Annotated in this window: 18 protein-coding genes; 8 read left to right on the forward strand and 10 right to left on the reverse strand. The window is 68.2% G+C overall.

The genetic code is table 11. The features are described from left to right. Positions 1 to 3: 3 nt before the first annotated feature. The gene (locus K7711_RS34640; RefSeq protein ID WP_222974855.1) at positions 4 to 699 is read right to left on the reverse strand and encodes a response regulator; all 696 of its coding nucleotides are present in this window, start codon (positions 697 to 699) and stop codon (positions 4 to 6) included. Continuing rightward, positions 696 to 2,438 (reverse strand): sensor histidine kinase, encoded by a 1,743-nt coding sequence (locus K7711_RS34645; protein ID WP_235748220.1) that lies wholly within the window; start codon positions 2,436 to 2,438, stop codon positions 696 to 698. The genes K7711_RS34640 and K7711_RS34645 overlap by 4 nt, the downstream gene beginning before the upstream one ends. Before the next feature lie 199 nt (positions 2,439 to 2,637). Between K7711_RS34645 and K7711_RS34650 the strand changes: the two genes are divergently transcribed. Genes K7711_RS34650 through K7711_RS34660 form a run of 3 tightly spaced genes read left to right on the forward strand, consistent with a single transcriptional unit; the run spans position 2,638 to position 5,371 of the window. Next, positions 2,638 to 3,444: an ABC transporter ATP-binding protein gene (locus tag K7711_RS34650; RefSeq protein ID WP_222974857.1), complete on the forward strand. Its 807-nt coding sequence runs from the start codon at positions 2,638 to 2,640 to the stop codon at positions 3,442 to 3,444. After that, a complete protein-coding gene (locus K7711_RS48010) occupies positions 3,434 to 4,318 on the forward strand; it encodes an ABC transporter permease (protein WP_222974859.1) in 885 nt (294 codons plus the stop codon). The genes K7711_RS34650 and K7711_RS48010 overlap by 11 nt, the downstream gene beginning before the upstream one ends. Positions 4,319 to 4,321: 3 nt before the next feature. After that, entirely contained in the window at positions 4,322 to 5,371 is a 1,050-nt protein-coding gene (locus K7711_RS34660) for an ABC transporter substrate-binding protein (protein WP_235748221.1), read from the forward strand. An 88-nt stretch (positions 5,372 to 5,459) separates the two neighbouring features. Here K7711_RS34660 and K7711_RS34665 read toward each other — a convergent pair whose 3' ends face one another. Both K7711_RS34665 and rarD read right to left on the reverse strand, forming a co-directional pair. Then, on the reverse strand, positions 5,460 to 5,858 hold the full coding sequence (locus tag K7711_RS34665) for a VOC family protein (RefSeq protein WP_222975078.1): 399 nt from the start codon (positions 5,856 to 5,858) through the stop codon (positions 5,460 to 5,462). A 119-nt stretch (positions 5,859 to 5,977) separates the two neighbouring features. Next, the gene (rarD, locus tag K7711_RS34670) at positions 5,978 to 6,886 is read right to left on the reverse strand and encodes an EamA family transporter RarD (protein ID WP_372460217.1); all 909 of its coding nucleotides are present in this window, start codon (positions 6,884 to 6,886) and stop codon (positions 5,978 to 5,980) included. A 221-nt stretch (positions 6,887 to 7,107) separates the two neighbouring features. On the opposite strand from rarD, the gene K7711_RS34675 reads away from it, so the two are divergent. Continuing rightward, positions 7,108 to 7,521: a group I truncated hemoglobin gene (locus K7711_RS34675; RefSeq protein WP_222974863.1), complete on the forward strand. Its 414-nt coding sequence runs from the start codon at positions 7,108 to 7,110 to the stop codon at positions 7,519 to 7,521. Positions 7,522 to 7,796: 275 nt separating this feature from the next. Here K7711_RS34675 and K7711_RS34680 read toward each other — a convergent pair whose 3' ends face one another. Further along, a complete protein-coding gene (locus tag K7711_RS34680) occupies positions 7,797 to 8,372 on the reverse strand; it encodes a TetR/AcrR family transcriptional regulator (protein ID WP_222974865.1) in 576 nt (191 codons plus the stop codon). 95 nt (positions 8,373 to 8,467) lie between these two features. Here K7711_RS34680 and K7711_RS34685 point away from each other — a divergent pair, with 95 nt between their 5' ends. After that, positions 8,468 to 9,514 carry a beta-ketoacyl-ACP synthase III gene (locus K7711_RS34685; RefSeq protein WP_222974867.1) on the forward strand — a complete coding sequence of 349 codons (1,047 nt, stop codon included), beginning with the start codon at positions 8,468 to 8,470 and terminating at the stop codon, positions 9,512 to 9,514. An 11-nt stretch (positions 9,515 to 9,525) separates the two neighbouring features. Here the strand turns inward: K7711_RS34685 and K7711_RS34690 are convergent, their stop codons facing one another. From K7711_RS34690 to lspA, 5 genes are all read right to left on the reverse strand, one after another. Continuing rightward, positions 9,526 to 10,344, reverse strand: a complete 819-nt coding sequence (locus tag K7711_RS34690; protein ID WP_222974869.1) for a PhzF family phenazine biosynthesis protein — start codon at positions 10,342 to 10,344, stop codon at positions 9,526 to 9,528. A 65-nt stretch (positions 10,345 to 10,409) separates the two neighbouring features. Then, entirely contained in the window at positions 10,410 to 12,833 is a 2,424-nt protein-coding gene (locus K7711_RS34695) for an HAD-IC family P-type ATPase (protein ID WP_222974871.1), read from the reverse strand. Between the two features lie 159 nt (positions 12,834 to 12,992). Then, positions 12,993 to 13,700: a hypothetical protein gene (locus K7711_RS34700; RefSeq protein WP_308015083.1), complete on the reverse strand. Its 708-nt coding sequence runs from the start codon at positions 13,698 to 13,700 to the stop codon at positions 12,993 to 12,995. After that, entirely contained in the window at positions 13,648 to 14,574 is a 927-nt protein-coding gene (locus K7711_RS34705; protein WP_222974873.1) for an RluA family pseudouridine synthase, read from the reverse strand. Before K7711_RS34705 ends, K7711_RS34700 begins: the two co-directional genes overlap by 53 nt. Further along, a complete protein-coding gene (gene lspA / locus K7711_RS34710; protein WP_372460218.1) occupies positions 14,571 to 15,137 on the reverse strand; it encodes a signal peptidase II in 567 nt (188 codons plus the stop codon). Before lspA ends, K7711_RS34705 begins: the two co-directional genes overlap by 4 nt. A 222-nt stretch (positions 15,138 to 15,359) precedes the next feature. On the opposite strand from lspA, the gene K7711_RS34715 reads away from it, so the two are divergent. The 3 genes from K7711_RS34715 to K7711_RS34725 all read left to right on the forward strand — a co-directional run bounded on the left by K7711_RS34715 (position 15,360) and on the right by K7711_RS34725 (position 17,438). Beyond that, a complete protein-coding gene (locus K7711_RS34715; RefSeq protein ID WP_245567749.1) occupies positions 15,360 to 16,310 on the forward strand; it encodes a hypothetical protein in 951 nt (316 codons plus the stop codon). Then, entirely contained in the window at positions 16,307 to 17,056 is a 750-nt protein-coding gene (locus K7711_RS34720) for a sensor domain-containing protein (RefSeq protein WP_222974877.1), read from the forward strand. Before K7711_RS34715 ends, K7711_RS34720 begins: the two co-directional genes overlap by 4 nt. A gap of 205 nt (positions 17,057 to 17,261) precedes the next feature. Next, positions 17,262 to 17,438 (forward strand): hypothetical protein, encoded by a 177-nt coding sequence (locus tag K7711_RS34725; protein WP_222974879.1) that lies wholly within the window; start codon positions 17,262 to 17,264, stop codon positions 17,436 to 17,438. The last annotated feature ends 28 nt before the right edge of the window (positions 17,439 to 17,466 follow it).

Genomic DNA, 17,466 nt, shown 5'->3' on the forward strand with positions numbered 1-17,466 from the left:
CCGTCACGGCCCTGCGACACCACCGCTCACCGCGACGTACTCCTGTTCCGGCCGACCGGTGCTGCCGTAGCGCAACTGCATACGCAGTGCGCCGACGCCCACCAACGTGGCCAGATAGCGTTGCGCGGTCGCACGGGAGACACCGGTCGCGGCCGAGACCTCCGCCGCGGACAGCGCCTCGGGCGAATCCCGCACGGCTCGCAACACCAGATCCTTCGTCGGCGAGCCTGAAACGGCGGCGGATCCGGATGAATTCGCGCCGGACGGGCCCGCAGGCCGCAACGCCTCGAGGGCCGCATCGATGTCCCGTGGCGTGACCACGGGCACCGACAGCAGCTTGCGATACCGCGCGTATCCGGCCAGGCGCGAGGCCAGCGCGGCATGATCGAACGGTTTCACCAGATAGGCCAGCGCGCCCGCGGACAATGCCGCCCGAACGGTTTCGGACTCGGTGGCCGCGGTGAGCATCATTGCGTCACAGGAGATCTCCCGCACCAGATCGACCCCGGAACCGTCGGGTAGGTACACATCGACCAGCGTCAGATCGTAGTGCGCCGCCGCGATTGCGGACCGGGCCTGCGCCAGGCTGTGCACCGTGGCCCCGACCGTGAAACCCGGTAGCGCCGAGACGATTCCGGCATGCAGATTCGCCACCCGGAAATCGTCGTCGACAACCAGGACCCGCAGTTCGGTACTCATGCCGTGCCTGTCTCCTCCAGTACCCCGGGCAACCGGGCGATGAATTCCGCTCCGCGCAGCGCACTGTCGCCGCCGCCCGGACTGGCCAGCACCAGATCCCCGCCGAGCGCCCGCGCCACCTGCCGCGACAGCGCCAGCCCCACACCGCGCCCGCCCGGCGCCCCGTTGTCCGGACGTGTCGAAACCCCCTCGGTGAAAATCGAATCCACCAGTTCGACGGGAACGCCCGCGCCGCTGTCCACGACGGTGATGTGCAGCGTCGAGCCCTCCTGCACGAGTTCCACCTCCACCTGCCCGGACAGGGCCGTAGCAGCCGGCGCAGCAGCGGGACCGGGGCTGTTCTCCCGAATCGGCTGCACCCGTTCGCCGTCGGCGCGATCGTCCAGCCGCGCCGCCTCGATGGCATTGTCGAGCAGATTGCCCAGAATCGTCGTGACATCCACGGGCACAGCGAGATTCGCATCGACCCAGGTATTGGGTCCCAGTCGCAGTCCCACCCCGCTCTCGCGGGCGTGGGCGGCCTTGGCGGCCAGGAATGCCTGCAGATACGGGTCACGCAGGGCGTCCACACCCGCGAGCGCCGCACCGAGCGGTCCCGAGCCGAGCAGCTCCTCGATGTACTGCGCGGCCTCCTCCGGGCGGCCGCCGTGCAGCAGCCCGTTGAGCAGGTGCAGGCGGTTGGCGAACTCGTGCCGCTGGGCTCGCAGCACCGTACTCATGGACCGCACCGCATCGAGTTGGCGGGTCAGCGATTCGACATCGGTGCGGTCCCGCACGCTCAGCACCGCGCCCAGCGCACGCCCCTCACGGCTGACGGTGCGCGCGGTGACGACGAGCAGCCGGTCCCCGACCGCCGCGGGCACCGGACTCGCCCGAGCCGCCCGGAACACCTCGACGACCCGCGGCGTCAGCCCGATCTCGTCGACGCTGACTCCCGGCGCGCCGTCGATGCCGAGCAGCCGCCGCGCCTCGTCGTTGACAACCGTCGTGCGCCACTGGGTATCGACCGCGACCACCCCTTCGCCGATACCGTGCAGCACCGCCGCCTGCTCACGTACCAGGTCCGCGAGCTCCGGCGGCTGCAGGCCCAGGGTGAGTTCGTGCCAGCGCCGCGCCAGCAGCAGCGATCCGATGACACCCGCGAACAGCGCCACCCCGGCGAGCAGACCCGCGCGCTGCAGATCCCGCAGCAACTGATCGTGCACGGCCGCGGTGGAGATGCCGACGCTCACCTCTCCCACGACCTTGGTCGCATCAGGTTGCAGCACAGGCACTTTCGCCCGCACCGACTCTCCGAGCGTGCCGCGCTCCTGGATCACCACCTCCGCGCCGCGCAATGCCGCCGAAGGATCGGTGCTCACCATCTCCCCGAGCCGGTCGCGGGTGGGATGCGCCAACCGGATCCCCGTGTCATCGGTGACGACCACATACAGCGCACCGGTCCGCGTCCTGGTGTCCTCCGCGATCCGCTCGAGCCGCCCCCTGGCCAACTCGCCATCGGATACCGGCCCGCGCGGCGCCGCAGCCGACGAGTAACTGTTCACCTCGTCCCGAACCGCCGGATCCGCCGCCACGGTACGCGCGATCGCCAGCGCACGCTGTCCGTACTCCCCGGACAACCGCTGCTCACTCACATACGCGAACACGGCGAACGCGATACCGAGCGTCAGCGCGACGAGCACTACTTGCAGTAACACGATCTGCGTCCGCAACCGCACGCCGCGGCCGAACACGAACATCGCCCACGTTCTATCACCTCGAGCAAAACGAGCACAAGCGGCGAAGCAGCGACCCGGTCACCTCGAGCAGAACGAGCAGAACGCGGATATTGCAGGTTAGGCGGATTGTGCGCACAACCGGGCAGATGTGACCCGGCACACTTTATGGTCGGTCGGCGGTCGCACGTCAGGTGCGGCGAGAGTGTTTCAGGAGTAGGCCATGACCAACCCTGTCATCGAGTTCCGGGGCGCGACGAAGCGCTTTCCCGGGACCGGCGGTGGTATCCACACGGCGGTGCGCAATCTGCACTTCACCGTGGACCCGGGCGAATTCGTCGCCGTGGTCGGACCGACCGGCTGCGGCAAATCGACCACGCTGTCGCTGGTGTCCGGGCTCGAGCGCACCTCGGCGGGACGAACCCTGGTGCGCGGCAAGGACGTCGATGGAATTCCCGAGGGCATCGGGTACATGTTCCAGCAGGATGCGGTGCTGCCGTGGCGCACGGTCCTGGACAACGTCGCGTTCGGGCCGCGGCTGCGCGGCACGTCGAAATCGCGGGCCCGGGAACAGGCTTCGCAATGGGTCCGCACGGTCGGGCTGGCCGGATTCGAGAAGTACTACCCGCATCAGCTCTCCGGCGGTATGCGCAAACGCGTCGCACTGGCCCAGACCCTGGTGAACGATCCCGAGATCATCCTCATGGACGAGCCGTTCAGCGCCCTGGACGTGCAGACCCGCCAGCTCATGCAGGACGAGTTGCTGCGCGTGTGGTCCGGCACCGGTGCCGCGGTGATATTCGTGACCCACGATCTGGAGGAGGCCATCGCCCTGGCCGACCGGGTGGTGGTGATGACCGCGAGCCCCGCGACGGTCTGCGGTGACTACCGGGTCGACCTGGCGCGTCCGCGCAATGTCGAGGAGGTCCGGCTGACCGACGAGTTCCGCACGCTGTATTCCGAGATCTGGGGCACGCTGCGCGATCAGGTCGAGGCCGCCCGCACGAAGGGAGCCGACCGTGTCGCTTGAGATCACCGCAACCGACTCGCCGACAGGTGAATTCGAGGCCGAGTCCGAGGAGCAGATCCTGGCCGCGGCCCGTCGCCGCGCCCTGCGGTCGCGCCTGCGCACCTGGGGTCTGCGCATCGCGATCATCGTGCTGTGGCTGGGCGCGTGGCAGCTGACCGCCACACTGTGGATCGACCCGTTCTTCTACTCCAAACCGTCGCTGATCTGGGACCGGCTGGTCGAATGGTTCAGCAGCGGAACACAGTTCGGCTCGATCTGGCTGCAGATCCTCACCACCGTCCAGGAGGCCGTGGTCGGCTTCGTGATCGGCGCGGTCGCCGGTGTGGTGCTCGGTGTGCTGCTGGGACGCAGCCGGTACTGGGCCGAGGTCGCCTCGCCGTTCATCAAGGCGCTCAACGCGGTTCCGCGCATCGTGCTGGCCTCGCTGTTCATCATCTGGTTCGGGCTGGGACTGGAGTCCAAGGTCGCCACGGTCGTCGTGCTGACCTTCTTCGCGGTCTTCTTCAACGCCTTCACCGGCGCGCGCGAGGTGGACGGCAACGTCATCGACAACGCCCGCATCCTCGGCGCGAGCCGCTGGCAGGTGCTGTCGCAGATCGTGCTCCCCAGCGCGACCACCTGGATTCTGTCCAGCCTGCACACCGCCTTCGGATTCGCCCTGATCGGCGCGGTGGTCGGCGAGTACGCGGGTGCGAGCAAGGGTCTGGGTCTGTTGATCTCCAACGCGCAGAACACCTTCGACTCCGCGGGCATCTACGCGGGCATGATCATCATCACCGTGGTGGCGCTGGTGGCCGAGTGGGCGATCGGAATCGCCGAGGGCCGATTGCTGAAATGGCGTCCGTCACAGGCACAGTCGGCGCACGAGGTGTGAGAGATGAAATATCGCAAGCACATCGCGGTGGCGATGCTCGCCGTCTGCTCCCTGCTGCTGGTGACCGGATGCCGTGATTCGCGGGTCATCCCCACCAAGAACGGCCGACCGCAGATCACCATCATGATCGGCGGCATCGACAAGGTGATCTACCTGCCCGCGATGCTGGCCCAGCGGCTGAACTACTTCGCGGACAACGACATCGACGTGCGACTGCTGGACCAGCAGTCCGGCGCGACCGCGGAGACCACGCTGCTGACCGGGGACGTGCAGGCGGTGGTCGGCTTCTACGACCACACCATCGATCTGCAGTCCAAGGATCAGTGCCTGCGCACGGTGGCCCAACTCTCCGACGTGCCGGGCGAGGTCGAACTGGTCGCGAAGGCGCAGAGCGGAAAGATCAACTCGCCCAGGGACTTCGCCGGAAAGAAGCTGGGCATCACCTCATTGGGTTCGTCCACCGACTTCATCACCCAGGCCCTGGCCGGCCAGGCCGGTCTCGGAACCTCCCAGTACGACCGGGTGAAAGTCGGTGCGGGACAGACGTTCATCGCCGGAATGAATCACGGCGGCATCGATGCGGGCATGACCACCGATCCGACGGTCGCACAGATGGTGCAGGCCGGAACCGCCCGGGTGATGCTGGACATGCGCACCGAAGCGGGCACCCGCGCGGCACTGGGCGGGCTGTATCCGGCCTCGTCGCTGTACATGCGCTGCGACACCGTGCAGTCGCATCCGGAGATCGTGCAGAAGCTGGTGAACGCCTTCGTGCAGACGCTGCGCTGGATCAAGACGCACACCCCGGAGCAGATCGCGGCGAAGATGCCTCCGCAGTACGCCGCGGGCGGCAAGGACCTGTACGTCCGGTCCATTCACGATTCGATCGGCATGTTCAACGGCGACGGCCTGATGAAATCCGAAGGCGCGCAGAACGTCCTGAAGATCCTGGGCCAGTACTCGGCGAATGTGAAACCGGTGCGCGACCGCATCGATCTGGCAAGGACGTACACCAACGAGTTCGCCGGCCGGGTGCCCGCGGGCACCTCGTAACCCGGTCGCGGGCCGCACCACGGATGAGGGGTGGTGCGGCCCGCACCGAACTCGCCGATCACACTGTCCGGCAAGGACTCCGGCCGGATTACGCTTCGGGCCAGCCGCCGTACGGGACGGTCAGGAATTCCAGCGCATGGCCGTTGGGGTCGCGGAAGTACACGCCCCGGCCGCCGTCGTTGTGGTTGATCTCGCCCTCGTGCTGCGCGTGCGGATCGGCCCAGTACCGCAGGCCCCGCTCCTGAATCCGCGCGAAACCCGCGTCGAAGTCCTCCTCGGAGACCAGGAAGGCATAGTGCATGGTCGGGATCTCCCCCACCGCGGGCGAATCGAGCGCGAAGTCGAAAGTGACGCCGTTATCGACCGTGACGGGCAGAAACGGACCGTATTGTTTCCCGATCTCGAGCCCCAGCATGTCGGCCCAGAACCGGGCGCTCGCGGCCGCGTCGTGACAGGCGACGATGGTGTGGTTGAAGTGGATGGACAGTGGTCACTCCCCTCGATCGTGACGACCCCGACCCCGGACCGGTGCGAGTCGGCCTACGGGAGCATCGCCACACTTCGAAACTAGTCCCGAGCACCGAACATCCGCAACGAACGATGGCTCTACCGCGCGGGAACCTTGGTGCGGCGTCTGCGTAGCGCATCAGCGGTGAACACCACCAGCGCGAGCCAGATCAACCCGAATCCGGCCCACCGCGAGGCGGGCATCGGCTCGTGCCCGACCAGCACACCCCAGGCCATTTGTAGTGCGGGAGTGAGGTATTGGAGCAGGCCCATGGTCGACAGCGGCGTCCGGGAAGCGGCGAGCGCGAACAGCAGCAACGGAATCAGGGTGACCGGACCGGCCGCGACGAGCAGTGCCGAATGTCCGAGGCCGTGACCGAAGGCCGCATGTCCGGTGACGCCGAGCACGACCACGGCGATCAGTGCGAACGGCGCGGACACCAGCCCCTCCGCGGCGACACTGCGCAGCGGGTCCAGCCGGATCACCTTCTTGACCAGGCCGTAGGTGGCGAACGAGCAGGCCAGGACCAACGCGATCACCGGCGGGCGGCCGTAGTCGACGGTCAGCACCAGCACCGCCAGCACACCCAGCGCGAGTGCGACCCACTGCGGCCAGGCCAGCCGCTCGCGGAACAACACCACCCCGAACAGCACGGTCACCAGCGGATTGATGAAGTAGCCGAGGGCGCATTCCACCACGTGCCCGGAGGTGACGCCGTAGACGTACACACCCCAGTTGATCGCGATGGCGACCGCGGCCACCGCCGCGAGTTGCCAGGTCCGCCGATCGATCTCGAACAGTTCGCGGATCCGCCCCGCCAGCAGCAGGATGATCAGCACCACCACCAGCGTCCACAGGATGCGTTCGACCAGGATCTCGACCGGGTTGGTGAACTCCAGCAATCCGAAGAATGCCGGGAACGACCCCCACAGGATGTAGGCGGTAGCGCCGAACACCGCGCCGCCACTGCCCCACCGCGCCCGTCGGCTGCTGGATTCGGACTCCACCGCTATCTCGGACGATCGCACGCGCACGCCGGAACGGTACTTCCGTACGGTAATAGTGTCTAGCGGATAATGGCCGTAGCACCGGGGCGTCATAGCAGAGACGAACCTCACAACCCGCGGGCAGCGCGAGTGAGGGTGCGGCAATTCGCTTGCCATGCACGGTAATCGGCCCGCGACAGCGGACTAACCGACCGGCAACAGCTCGCTGATGTCCTTGGAACATGCGAATTCCCTCACTCTTCAAATCGAAGAACACCACTCCGGAAGAACCGACCATCTACGCGAAGATCGGCGGACACGAGGCGCTCGAGACGGTCGTCGAGGACTTCTACGTCCGAGTCCTCGCCGACGACGAACTGAAGGACTTCTTCACCGGCACCAACATGTCCCGCCTCAAGGGCCGCCAGGTCGAATTCTTCGCCGCCGCCCTCGGTGGACCCGACCCGTACACGGGTGCGCCGATGAAGCAGGTGCACCAGGGCCGCGGCATCATGATGAAGCACTTCAACTTGGTCGCCGGCCACCTGACCGATTCGCTGAAGGCAGCGGGCGTACCGGACGACATCGTCGCCCAGATCATCGGCGCCGTCGCTCCCCTGGCCGACGACATCGCCTCCGACGCGGCCACCGCCTGACCGTCCGGGCAACCTGGTCGGCACAGCCCCCGACCATTCACGAATCGGAGCGAAGCGGAGGCCGCAACTCAGTTCGGACCCGAGCTACACCAGCTCACCGTTGCGGACACTTCACACCCCGTTCCGCCAAATTCGAACAACGCCCACCTGTTCGCGGCCCGTCTCGCCGCTCGGACGCGTGGCGGGTGCGAGGAACGAGTGCCCGACACGGGGCCGAGCGGCGAGACTCCAGGGGCCGCGAACCGCCGGAGCGAAGCGGAGGCCGAAGATACAGCTCAGCTCAGGTGGTGTCGCAGCAGGATGGACATTTGGGTGCGAACCTCGTCGAAGGGGTGGCTGGACTTGAGTGCGCGGCTCTGCACGATGGCGCCCTCGATCGTGGACAGCAGCATCCCCGCCACCGAGCAGGCGGTGGCCTGCTCCATCCCCCTGGCAACCATCCCGTCCGCGAGCCGGGCGGTCCATTCGGCGAACGCCTGTCCGGCCGTGGACTGGACGGCGGGATTCATCTCGTCCAGCGCGGCGGCCATCATGAACGATCCGGCGCGGTAGTCGCTGACTTCGAGCGGACCGCGCCAGAACGCGAGCAGCTCGTCGAGCCAGCGTTCGGCCGAGGACGCGGACTCCAATGCGTCGGCCATCTTCGCGACGTGTGAATACACCACGCGCGCAACGATTCTCGCGGCCGCCTCGACCAGCTCCCCCTTCCCCTCGGGGAAGTGCTGGTACAGCGAGTTGCGTGAGGCGTTACTGCGTTTGAGCAGCTCGCTCAGGCCGGCCGCGTGCACGCCGTGCTCCTGCACCGTGGAGATGGTGCTGGCGATCAACCGAGCGCGCGGTCCCGCTGCCATGGGATCTCCCTCCTACCCTTGCCTGAACCGATCGGTTCATGTTAGACCTTTTCTCTGCATGGACCGAATGGTTCACACAGAGAGTAAGGATCCGCATGCCCGCGCTCATCGCCACCGCCGCACCGAACGCCCATGCCGCACCTCTGGGCATCGGCGTCTACCGGCCGCGCCGGGTCGTCCCCAATGCCGAGATCGTCGACCGCATCGACTCCTCCGACGAATGGATCCGATCCCGATCCGGGATCGCCGCACGGCACTGGGCCGAACCCGACGAGACCATCGTCACGATGAGTACCGCGGCCGCCCGGCAGGCGCTGGCCGCCGCGAATCTGACCGCCGACCAGGTGGACGCGGTCGTCCTCGCGACCTCCTCGCAGATGGTGCTGGGCCCCTCCGCGGGTGCGGTGGTCGCCACCGAACTGGGCATGCACAACGCCGCCGCGTTCGACATCTCCGCCGGGTGCGCCGGATTCTGTTACGCCCTGGCCAATGCGGCGAATCTGGTGCGCGCGGGTCAGGCCCGCAACGTGCTGGTGATCGGCGTCGAACGCCTGTCGGACCTGCTCGATCCCACCGATCGCACCTGCGCGTTCATCTTCGCCGACGGCGCGGGCGCGGTCGTGGTCGGACCCGCCGAATCGGAGGGCATCGGCCCGGTGGCCTGGGGTTCGGACGGCAGCCAGACCGCGGCGATCAAGCAGGACAAGGACTTTCAGGAATACTTCGCCGAGGTCGCGGCCGCCGAGGCAAGTGGGGGCACCTCGCAGCGCCCCTACATCCGGATGAACGGCACCGCGGTGTTCCGATGGGCGGTCACCTTCCTGGACAAGGCATGTCGCGATGCGCTGAACAATGCCGGGGTCACCGTCGAGGATCTGGACGCCTTCGTCCCGCACCAGGCCAACAGCCGCATCACCGACGCACTGGTCAAGGCGTTGGGTATGCCCGAGCGCGTCGCGGTCGCCCGGGACATCGCCGAAACCGGGAACACCAGCGCCGCATCCATTCCGATGGCGATGGAACAGCTGCTGCGCTCGGGCGAGGCGAAACCCGGTGACACCGCGCTGCTGCTGGGCTTCGGCGCGGGCCTGGCATACGCCGGACAGGTCGTGCGGCTCCCCGCGATCGCCGAGCAGGACTGAGCCCCGCCGGCTCACCCCGGCAGCCGCACCACGCCGTCCAGATATCGCCGGCATCGTCCGGCCAGCAGGACGCGATCGCCGTCGAGCCGACAGCGCAGCGCACCACCGCGGCGGGACAGCTGCCGCGCGGTCAACGTCGCGCGCCCGAGCTCGGCGGCCCACAGCGGGGTGAGCTGGGCGTGCGCGGACCCGGTGACCGGATCCTCGAGGATACCGGCGCCGGGAGCGAACATCCGCGAGACGAAGTCGGCCGAATCGCCGCGTGCGGTGAGCACCGCCCCGCGTTCGAGTTTCGGAAACGCCGCGAAATTCGGGCGGGCCTCGCGCACTTCGCGTTCGGTGGCCACGACCAGTACCTCGTCCTGACCACTGAGCGCGCGCACCGGACGCACTCCCAGTGCGGCCACCAGCTCGGGATCCGGTATCACGTCCAGGGATTCGACCGCGGGCAGGTCCAGGATCAGTTCGTCGTCGTCCGTGCGATCCACCGCGAGCCAGCCGCTGCGGGTGAAGAACTGCACCCGGTCCGCACCGGGATGGATGTCCTCGACCAGATGCGCCGCGGTGGCCAGCGTCGCGTGACCGCACATGTCCACCTCCCTGCCGGGGGTGAACCAGCGCAGGTGGTAGGCGGGCCCGATACCCGGCGGCTCACCGGCCTCCGGCGGCAGAGCCGAAGTGTAGAAGGCGGTTTCGGCGAGATTGTTCTCCTCGGCGAGTTGTTGCAGCAGCTCGTCGGGCAGCCAGGCGAGCAACGGCATCACCGCCGCGGGATTACCCGTGAACGGTGCGTCGGCGAACGCGTCGATCTGATGCAGCAACACCTCCATACAGCCGAAGGTACCCGTGTCGAATACCGAGCGACACAATTCGATCCACGACGCGCCGTTCCGGCTCAGCCGTTCCGGTCACCGTGTTCGGCCAGCAGCCGCCCGGCCACCCCGGTCGGGGCGGCACTGAACCACCAGGCCAATTCGACCAGCACGATGCCGATCAGCCCGCACACCACCGCCGCTCCGGTCAGCGCGGTATCGGACGGATCGAGTTTGAAGAAGTGCCGGGTGAACGGCACGCTGAACAGAATCAGGTAGCCCGCAACGGATCCGGCGATCAGCACGATCTTCCACCACGCCCACGGCCGGGCCACGATCGCCAGCACCCACACCGCGATGATCAGCAACGTGATCAGCGCGGTCGTGCTCGCGTGCACCTTCTGGGTCTCGGTCTGCCCGGCCCCCTGGTACGCGATCAGGTAGGCGATGAACGTCATCACGCCGATCACCACCCCGGACGGCACCGCCAGGCGCAACACCCGCGGCACGAAACCCGTTCGCGCCCTTTCGTTGTTGGGCGCGAGCGACAGGATGAACGCGGGAATGCCGATAGTGAACCAGGCCGCGATGGTGACGTGCCGCGGCAGGAACGGATACGGCATCGGGTCGTAATGGAATATCTGCGAGCCGATTCCGGCCACGCCGACCAGGAAGGCGAGCAGCACCGAGTACACCGTCTTGGTGAGGAACAGATTCGAGACCCGCTCGATGTTGCCGATCACCCGGCGTCCCTCGGCCACGACGTAGGGCAGCGTGGAGAACTTGTTGTCCAGCAACACGATCTGCGCCACCGCGCGGGTGGCGGGACTGCCCGCGCCCATCGCGACGCCGATGTCCGCATCCTTGAGCGCGAGGACGTCGTTGACGCCGTCGCCGGTCATCGCGACGGTGTGCCCGCGGGACTGCAGGGCCGAGACCATGGCCCGCTTCTGATCCGGGCGCACGCGGCCGAAGGTGGTGTGCTCTTCCACCACGTCGGCCACATCCTCACGGCGAGTGGGCAATTCACGCGCGTCGACCGGATCCTGCCCGCCGGGCAGGCCCAGCGAGGCAGCCACCGCGCCCACCGACACCGCATTGTCGCCGGAGATCACCTTGATCGAGACGTTCTGCCCGGCAAAGTATTCCAGCGTCTCGCGAGCGTCCGGGCGAACCTTCTGCTCGAGTATCACCAGCGCTCGCGGAGTGACCGTACCGGGCGCGCCGGGCGCGTCCACCGGACGATCGCTCTCGGCCAACAGCAGTACCCGCTGGCCCGTGGCGCCGATCTCCTGCGCGGTCGCGGCGGCCGCGGAGTCCGGGGCCAGCAGCACATCGGGTGCGCCGAGCAGCCAGTTCCCGTACTCACCATAGGAGCTTCCGCTCCACTTCTTGGCCGAGGAGAACGGCGCGACCGCGGTCTGCTGCCACACGGGCGCGTCCGGGCAGCCCTCCGCGATGGCCACGACGCTGGCGTTGGGGCGTGGATCGTCGGCGGCCATGGCCGCGAGCGCCGCGCGCAGCCGCTCGGCCGGAGCATCGCCCAACGCGCGGATCTCGGCCAGGCGCATACCGTTCTCGGTGAGGGTTCCGGTCTTGTCGGCGCACACCACGTCCACCCGGGCCAGTCCCTCGATCGCGGGCAGCTCCTGCACCAGGCATCTGCGCTGCCCGAGCCGGACCACGCCGACCGCGAACGCGATCGAGGTCATCAGCACCAGCCCCTCGGGCACCATCGGCACCAGTGCGGCGACCATGCCGTTGAGTGCCGAGCGCCAGGATTCGTGACTGGAGAACAGCTGGTTGTAGATCGTCACCAGACCCGCCGGAATCAACAGGTAGGTGATGACTTTCAGAATCGTGTTGATCCCGTTGCGCAGCTCCGAGTTCACCAGCGTGAACTTGCTGGCCTCGGCCGCCAGCTGTGCGGCATAGGCGTCCCGGCCGACCTTGGTCGCCCGGTAGGCGCCCGACCCGGACACCACGAAACTGCCCGACAACACCTGATCGCCCACGCCCTTGCCGATCGCGTCGGCCTCACCGGTCAGCAGCGACTCGTCGATCTCCAGCTGCGAGCACTCCTGCACCTGGCCGTCCACGACGATCTGATCACCGGGCCCCAACTCGATCAGATCGTCCAGCACCACCTCCCCCGGCGCGACCGCCCGCGCCACCCCCTCGCGCCGCACCACCGGCTGTGCCTGCCCCACGATCGCCAGCTTGTCCAGCGTCCGCTTGGCCCGCAGCTCCTGCACGATGCCCACCACGCTGTTGGCCACGATCAACAGCCCGAACATCCCGTCGATCAGCGATCCGGTGGCCAGCACCAGCACGAACAGCACGGCCAGAATCGCGTTGATCCGCGTGAAGACGTTCGCCCGCACGATGTCGGCGACCGACCGCCCGGTCCGATCCGGCAGATCGTTCGTCTGCCCGACCCGAACCCGCTGCTCCACCTCGGCCCTGCTCAACCCGCCAGCCCGAACCACCCGCTCGACACTCGCCATGCGCACCAGCCTAGAACGCCCACCGGCCGCGACCTCGAAAGCTGGACCGTTGCTGCACGCCGTATCGAGCCCGGCGTCCCAACGGACATGCGCTATGCCACCCGGATGATGCCGCAGGCCGGCCTGGTCGGACTCGTCGACGGCAGGCTGTCGCGGGCGTCAGCGGGCGGGGACCGGGCCGTCGTCGGGGCCGGGGACGGCGGTGTCGGTTTGCTCGGGGAGCAGGGGGATCACCGCGAAGGCTCCGGCGGCGGCGTCGGGGGGCAGGGCCTGGACCGCGCGGATGTTCGGGCGTGTGGTGAGGGTGCGAAGCTGGTTCAGGGTGCCGCGGACGATCAGGTCCGCCGCGCAGGCGCAGCCCGCGTGCAGGCGGGCGGCCATGACCGCGGTGCTTCGGGCGGTGCGGTCGTCGAAGGATTGGGAGGCGTCCAGGACACCGGCCGCGGCGCGGGCCGAATCGATGACGGCCGCGTCGTCGTCGGGAGTGGGGACGGTGATCGGCGAGGTGTAGACGTGGTTGATCGGGACGTGGTAGATGACCCGCGCGACTCGCAGGCCCGCAACCGATTTCGGAATGTCCCGGGGAACGACGGCGGCGGTCAGGGCCACCAGTGCCCAGTGCTCGTCGGTGTCCTCGTCGCCCTGCAGTGAATCACGGGCCCTGGCAAGGTAATCCGTGACGGCCTCGCCCGAATCCGGTCCCAGACGGTCGGTTCCGATCACCGAGGCCCGGGGCGGGTACGCCCAGCCCAGCACCAGGATCAGCAGCACCAGAGCGACTGCGACACCGGCGAATCCGGCGATGTGTAACCGCTCACGCATGGCGCAGGATGTCCAGCGCATGCTCCAGGTCGGCCGGATACTCACTGGTGATCTCCACCCAGCGTCCGTCGGCGGGGTGCGCGAAGCCGAGCGCACGCGCATGCAGCCATTGCCGCTCCAGGCCCAGCCGCTGCGCCAGCCGTGGGTCCGCGCCGTAGGTCAGATCACCGCAGCAAGGATGCCGGATCGCGGAGAAGTGCACCCGAATCTGGTGTGTGCGACCAGTTTCCAGATGGATGTCGAGCAGACTGGCCGCCTGGAACGCCTCGACCGTGTCGTAGTGGGTGACGCTCGGACGCCCGTCCGCGGTGACCGCGAACTTCCAGTCGTTGCCGCGCGCCCGGCCGATCGGCGCATCGATGGTGCCGCTGGAGGGATCCGGATGTCCCTGTACCAGTGCGTGATAACGCTTGTCGACGGTGCGCTGTTTGAACGCCCGCTTCAGCACGGTGTACGCGTGCTCGGACTGGGCCACCACCATCACCCCGGACGTGCCCACGTCCAGCCGGTGCACGATGCCCTGCCGCTCGTGCGCGCCGGAGGTGGAGATCCGGTACCCCATCGCGGCCAGCCCGCCGACCACTGTCGGCCCGGACCAGCCGACCCCGGTGTGCGCGGCCACCCCGACCGGTTTGTCGACCGCGACGACGTCGTCGTCGGCGTAGAGGATCTTCATCCCCTCCACCGGCGTGGCCTCGACCGTCAACTCGCGTTTGGGTTCGGGAAACTCCACCTCGAGCCAGGCGCCACCGGCGAGCCGGTCGGATTTCCCCGCGGGCGAGCCGTCGATCTGCACCGCGCCCTCCTCGGCGAGCGAGGCCACAGCCGTCCGGGACAGCCCCAGCAGCCGGGACAACCCGGCATCGACCCGCAGCCCGTCCAGGCCGTCGGGCACCGGCATGGCACGCGTCTCCCTCATTCCCGATCACCGTCTTCGGCGCGACGTGAGTGGGTGCCGTCCGGTTCGAATCCGAAGACGGTCAGCGCGACCAGCAGAATCGCCCCGCACACGATCGAGGAGTCGGCCACGTTGAACACCGGCCACCAGCGCGTCACCGAGATGAAATCGACCACATGTCCCTGCAACGGCCCGGGTGCGCGGAACAGCCGGTCGATCAGATTGCCGACCGCGCCGCCGAGCACCAGCCCGAGCCCGATCGCCCAGCTCACCGACCGCAGCGACCGCCCGATCCGGATCACCCCGACCACGACGGCCGCGGCGATCAACGTCAGCAGCCAGGTCATCCCGGTGGCCATCGAGAACGCGGCGCCCGGGTTACGCACCAGGGTCAGCCGCACGACATCGCCGATGATCGAAATCGGCTCGCCCGGTGTCATTTTCGCGACGACCAGGGCCTTGGTCCCCAGATCCAGCAGAAAGGCCACGCCCGCGATCACCAGCAACACCGGCAGCGTGCGCCGCGCAAGCACAGCGGGTTCCTCGTCCGCGCCGGAGTCGGACTCCGGCGCGGATTCGGTCACACCGTCCGGCTCCGCACCCCCCGCGGCCACCTGTCGATCGCCCTCGGCGGCGATATCCCGGGGTGGCTCCTCGTGCTCGTCGGTGTGCTGCTCGCGCGGCCGGTCGATACTCACAGCCCCCATCATTCCCTATCGCGATTGCGCCCCTGTCGCTCGGCAGGGCAGCGGACTCGGCGGCGGCGTCAAAGCAGATTTTCAGGTACCGGTCGTAACCTGTCTGGCGTGACGGTGTTGTCTTCTCACTCTCGCACGGCCGTGCGGTCCGCCCGTCCGGGCGTATTACTCATGGTGCTCGCGGTCGCGCTGTCGACCATGGGCGTCGGCTGCAGCGACGTCACCGAGACCCGCAGCGAGGCCGAGATCGAGCCGCCGACCCTGGACAAGGAGGTCACCATGCCGATCGCGGCGGTGGTGACCACGGTGGTCAAACCGGGTGCGCAACCGCACGAGCTGCTGCGGCGCTCGTTCGCCGTGGGCAACGCCCAGCAGGTGACCCTGCACACCGTGCACCACATCGAACAGCAGATGAACGATCAGGTCCCGCACGATTTCTCCCCGCCGACGGTCACCATCCCGCTCACCGCGCAGACCGGCCGGGACGGGGTCGACCTGACGCTCGGCAACCCCACGTCCTCCGATCCCCGCCTGGCCGAACAACTCCAGTCGGCGGACGGCTCGCACGCGGGTTTCGAGATGAGCGATGTGGGCGCGATCACCTCCCTGCGGATGGCGCCCAAGCCGGAAACCCCCGACGCCGCCTGCGCGGCCCTGGAACAGGCTTTCTACCAGGCGGTCTACCAGTCGATCGCGTTCCCCGTGGATCCGGTCGGCGTGGGCGCGGTGTGGACCGTGCACCAGCAGGTGACCAGCGGCGTCCCGCTCGATCAGGTGACCACCGCGACGCTCACCAAGCGCGAGGGTGATCTGCTCACCATTCAACTGGACGTCACCCAGACGCCCAAGGCCAAGGTGTGGTCGCTGCCCAGCAACGCGGGCAATCTGGACATCGTCGACTACGCGATGCACGGCACCGGCACCATCACCGTGGATCTCGGTCTGCCACTGCCAGTTTCGGGATCGGTCACGGTCGCGGGCCGCCAGTCCTACCGGGATCCGCACAGTGCGATCCTGCTGCATCAGAACATCAGCACACAGGTGCAGTGGGGCCGGTGAGCGGAATCGACGCGATGCCCGCGGCACGCCGGACGTGGACCGGCCGCGCCCTGCTCGCGGCCGTGGCGGTATTCGCCGCGGGATGCAGCTCACAGCACGGCGGTTCCGCGCTACCGCCGGTGAGCCCGGCGCCCGCACCCTCCTCGGTGACCGCGGCCCCGCTCACCGATTCGGCGGCCTTGCAGGCCAAGCTGTTGTCCGGGACCGATATTCCGCCCGACTACCAGGCGCTCGACGACGGCTCGGGCGGCGGTGGCGCACCGACCACGACCGCGCCGGACCGATCACACACCGATCCGGCCGCCTGCGCGAAGGTGCTCGACGCGGTGAATGATCAGGTGCCGGGCGCGAGCGCCCATGGGGCGGTGCACTATTCGACGGCCGGCTTCGACAGTATCGATATCGATGCGGCCAGCTATCCGAGTGCCAAGGCGGCCGAGGCGTTCGGCGCGGTGCAGGATCTGCTGCACCGATGCGGATCCTATTCGGGCACCGATGCCGACGGCACCTCGGTCAGCTATCAGGTCGGCGGACTGGACGAGCCCCGCGCCGGGGACGCCTCGGTCTCCTTCCAGGTACGCACCAGCAGCCAGGGCCTGACGCTGTATTCCGCGGCGACGGTCGCCCTGGTCGGCAGCACGGTCGTACAGATCGCGCGAGCCGGTCAGAAACCGGTCGACCCGGCCGCGCTGCGCTCGATCACCGGCACCCAGATCCAGCGTCTGCAGGGCATCTCCGGCCCGTAGGAATCTCCGGCAATAAATCGGATGCGCGCCACGGCGGTTCGTTGTTACCGTCGTCGCCATGTGGTTCGCACTGTTCTCCTGAGCGTGTTCTCGCTCGTGCCCGCACCGTTCCGGCCCAGGGTGCAGCTTCTGTCGCAGTCCGGCATTCCATCCAGGCCGGCGGTCCGTCATGCGATGAGTCGGCCACGAACCCCTAGGAGGCGCCATGCCCGCGCAATCCCCACTCCGCCACTCCGATACCACCGCTCCCGCGCCCATGTCGCGACGTGAACGTCGCGGTAAACGCACCGAGCAACAGTCGATCCCGGGCTTCAAGCTCCCTGCCCAGGGGTCACAGAACACTCCGCCCGCGCGCAAGCACAACAACTACCGCCGCGGCTGAAGTCGCCGCACCCGCGCCGGCCGGTTCG

Source organism: Nocardia coffeae (assembly GCF_019890715.1).
Lineage (GTDB): Bacteria > Actinomycetota > Actinomycetes > Mycobacteriales > Mycobacteriaceae > Nocardia > Nocardia jiangxiensis.

What these genes read in the sequence shown, in the direction of transcription:
- K7711_RS34640 (WP_222974855.1), bottom strand. Translation starts at nt 699, where the DNA reads ATGAGTACCGAACTGCGGGTCCTGGTTGTCGACGACGATTTCCGGGTG.
- K7711_RS34645 (WP_235748220.1), bottom strand. Translation starts at nt 2,438, where the DNA reads ATGTTCGTGTTCGGCCGCGGCGTGCGGTTGCGGACGCAGATCGTGTTA.
- K7711_RS34650 (WP_222974857.1), top strand. Translation starts at nt 2,638, where the DNA reads ATGACCAACCCTGTCATCGAGTTCCGGGGCGCGACGAAGCGCTTTCCC.
- K7711_RS34660 (WP_235748221.1), top strand. Translation starts at nt 4,322, where the DNA reads ATGAAATATCGCAAGCACATCGCGGTGGCGATGCTCGCCGTCTGCTCC.
- K7711_RS34675 (WP_222974863.1), top strand. Translation starts at nt 7,108, where the DNA reads ATGCGAATTCCCTCACTCTTCAAATCGAAGAACACCACTCCGGAAGAA.
- K7711_RS34680 (WP_222974865.1), bottom strand. Translation starts at nt 8,372, where the DNA reads ATGGCAGCGGGACCGCGCGCTCGGTTGATCGCCAGCACCATCTCCACG.
- K7711_RS34685 (WP_222974867.1), top strand. Translation starts at nt 8,468, where the DNA reads ATGCCCGCGCTCATCGCCACCGCCGCACCGAACGCCCATGCCGCACCT.
- K7711_RS34690 (WP_222974869.1), bottom strand. Translation starts at nt 10,344, where the DNA reads ATGGAGGTGTTGCTGCATCAGATCGACGCGTTCGCCGACGCACCGTTC.
- K7711_RS34695 (WP_222974871.1), bottom strand. Translation starts at nt 12,833, where the DNA reads ATGGCGAGTGTCGAGCGGGTGGTTCGGGCTGGCGGGTTGAGCAGGGCC.
- K7711_RS34705 (WP_222974873.1), bottom strand. Translation starts at nt 14,574, where the DNA reads ATGAGGGAGACGCGTGCCATGCCGGTGCCCGACGGCCTGGACGGGCTG.
- K7711_RS34725 (WP_222974879.1), top strand. Translation starts at nt 17,262, where the DNA reads ATGCCCGCGCAATCCCCACTCCGCCACTCCGATACCACCGCTCCCGCG.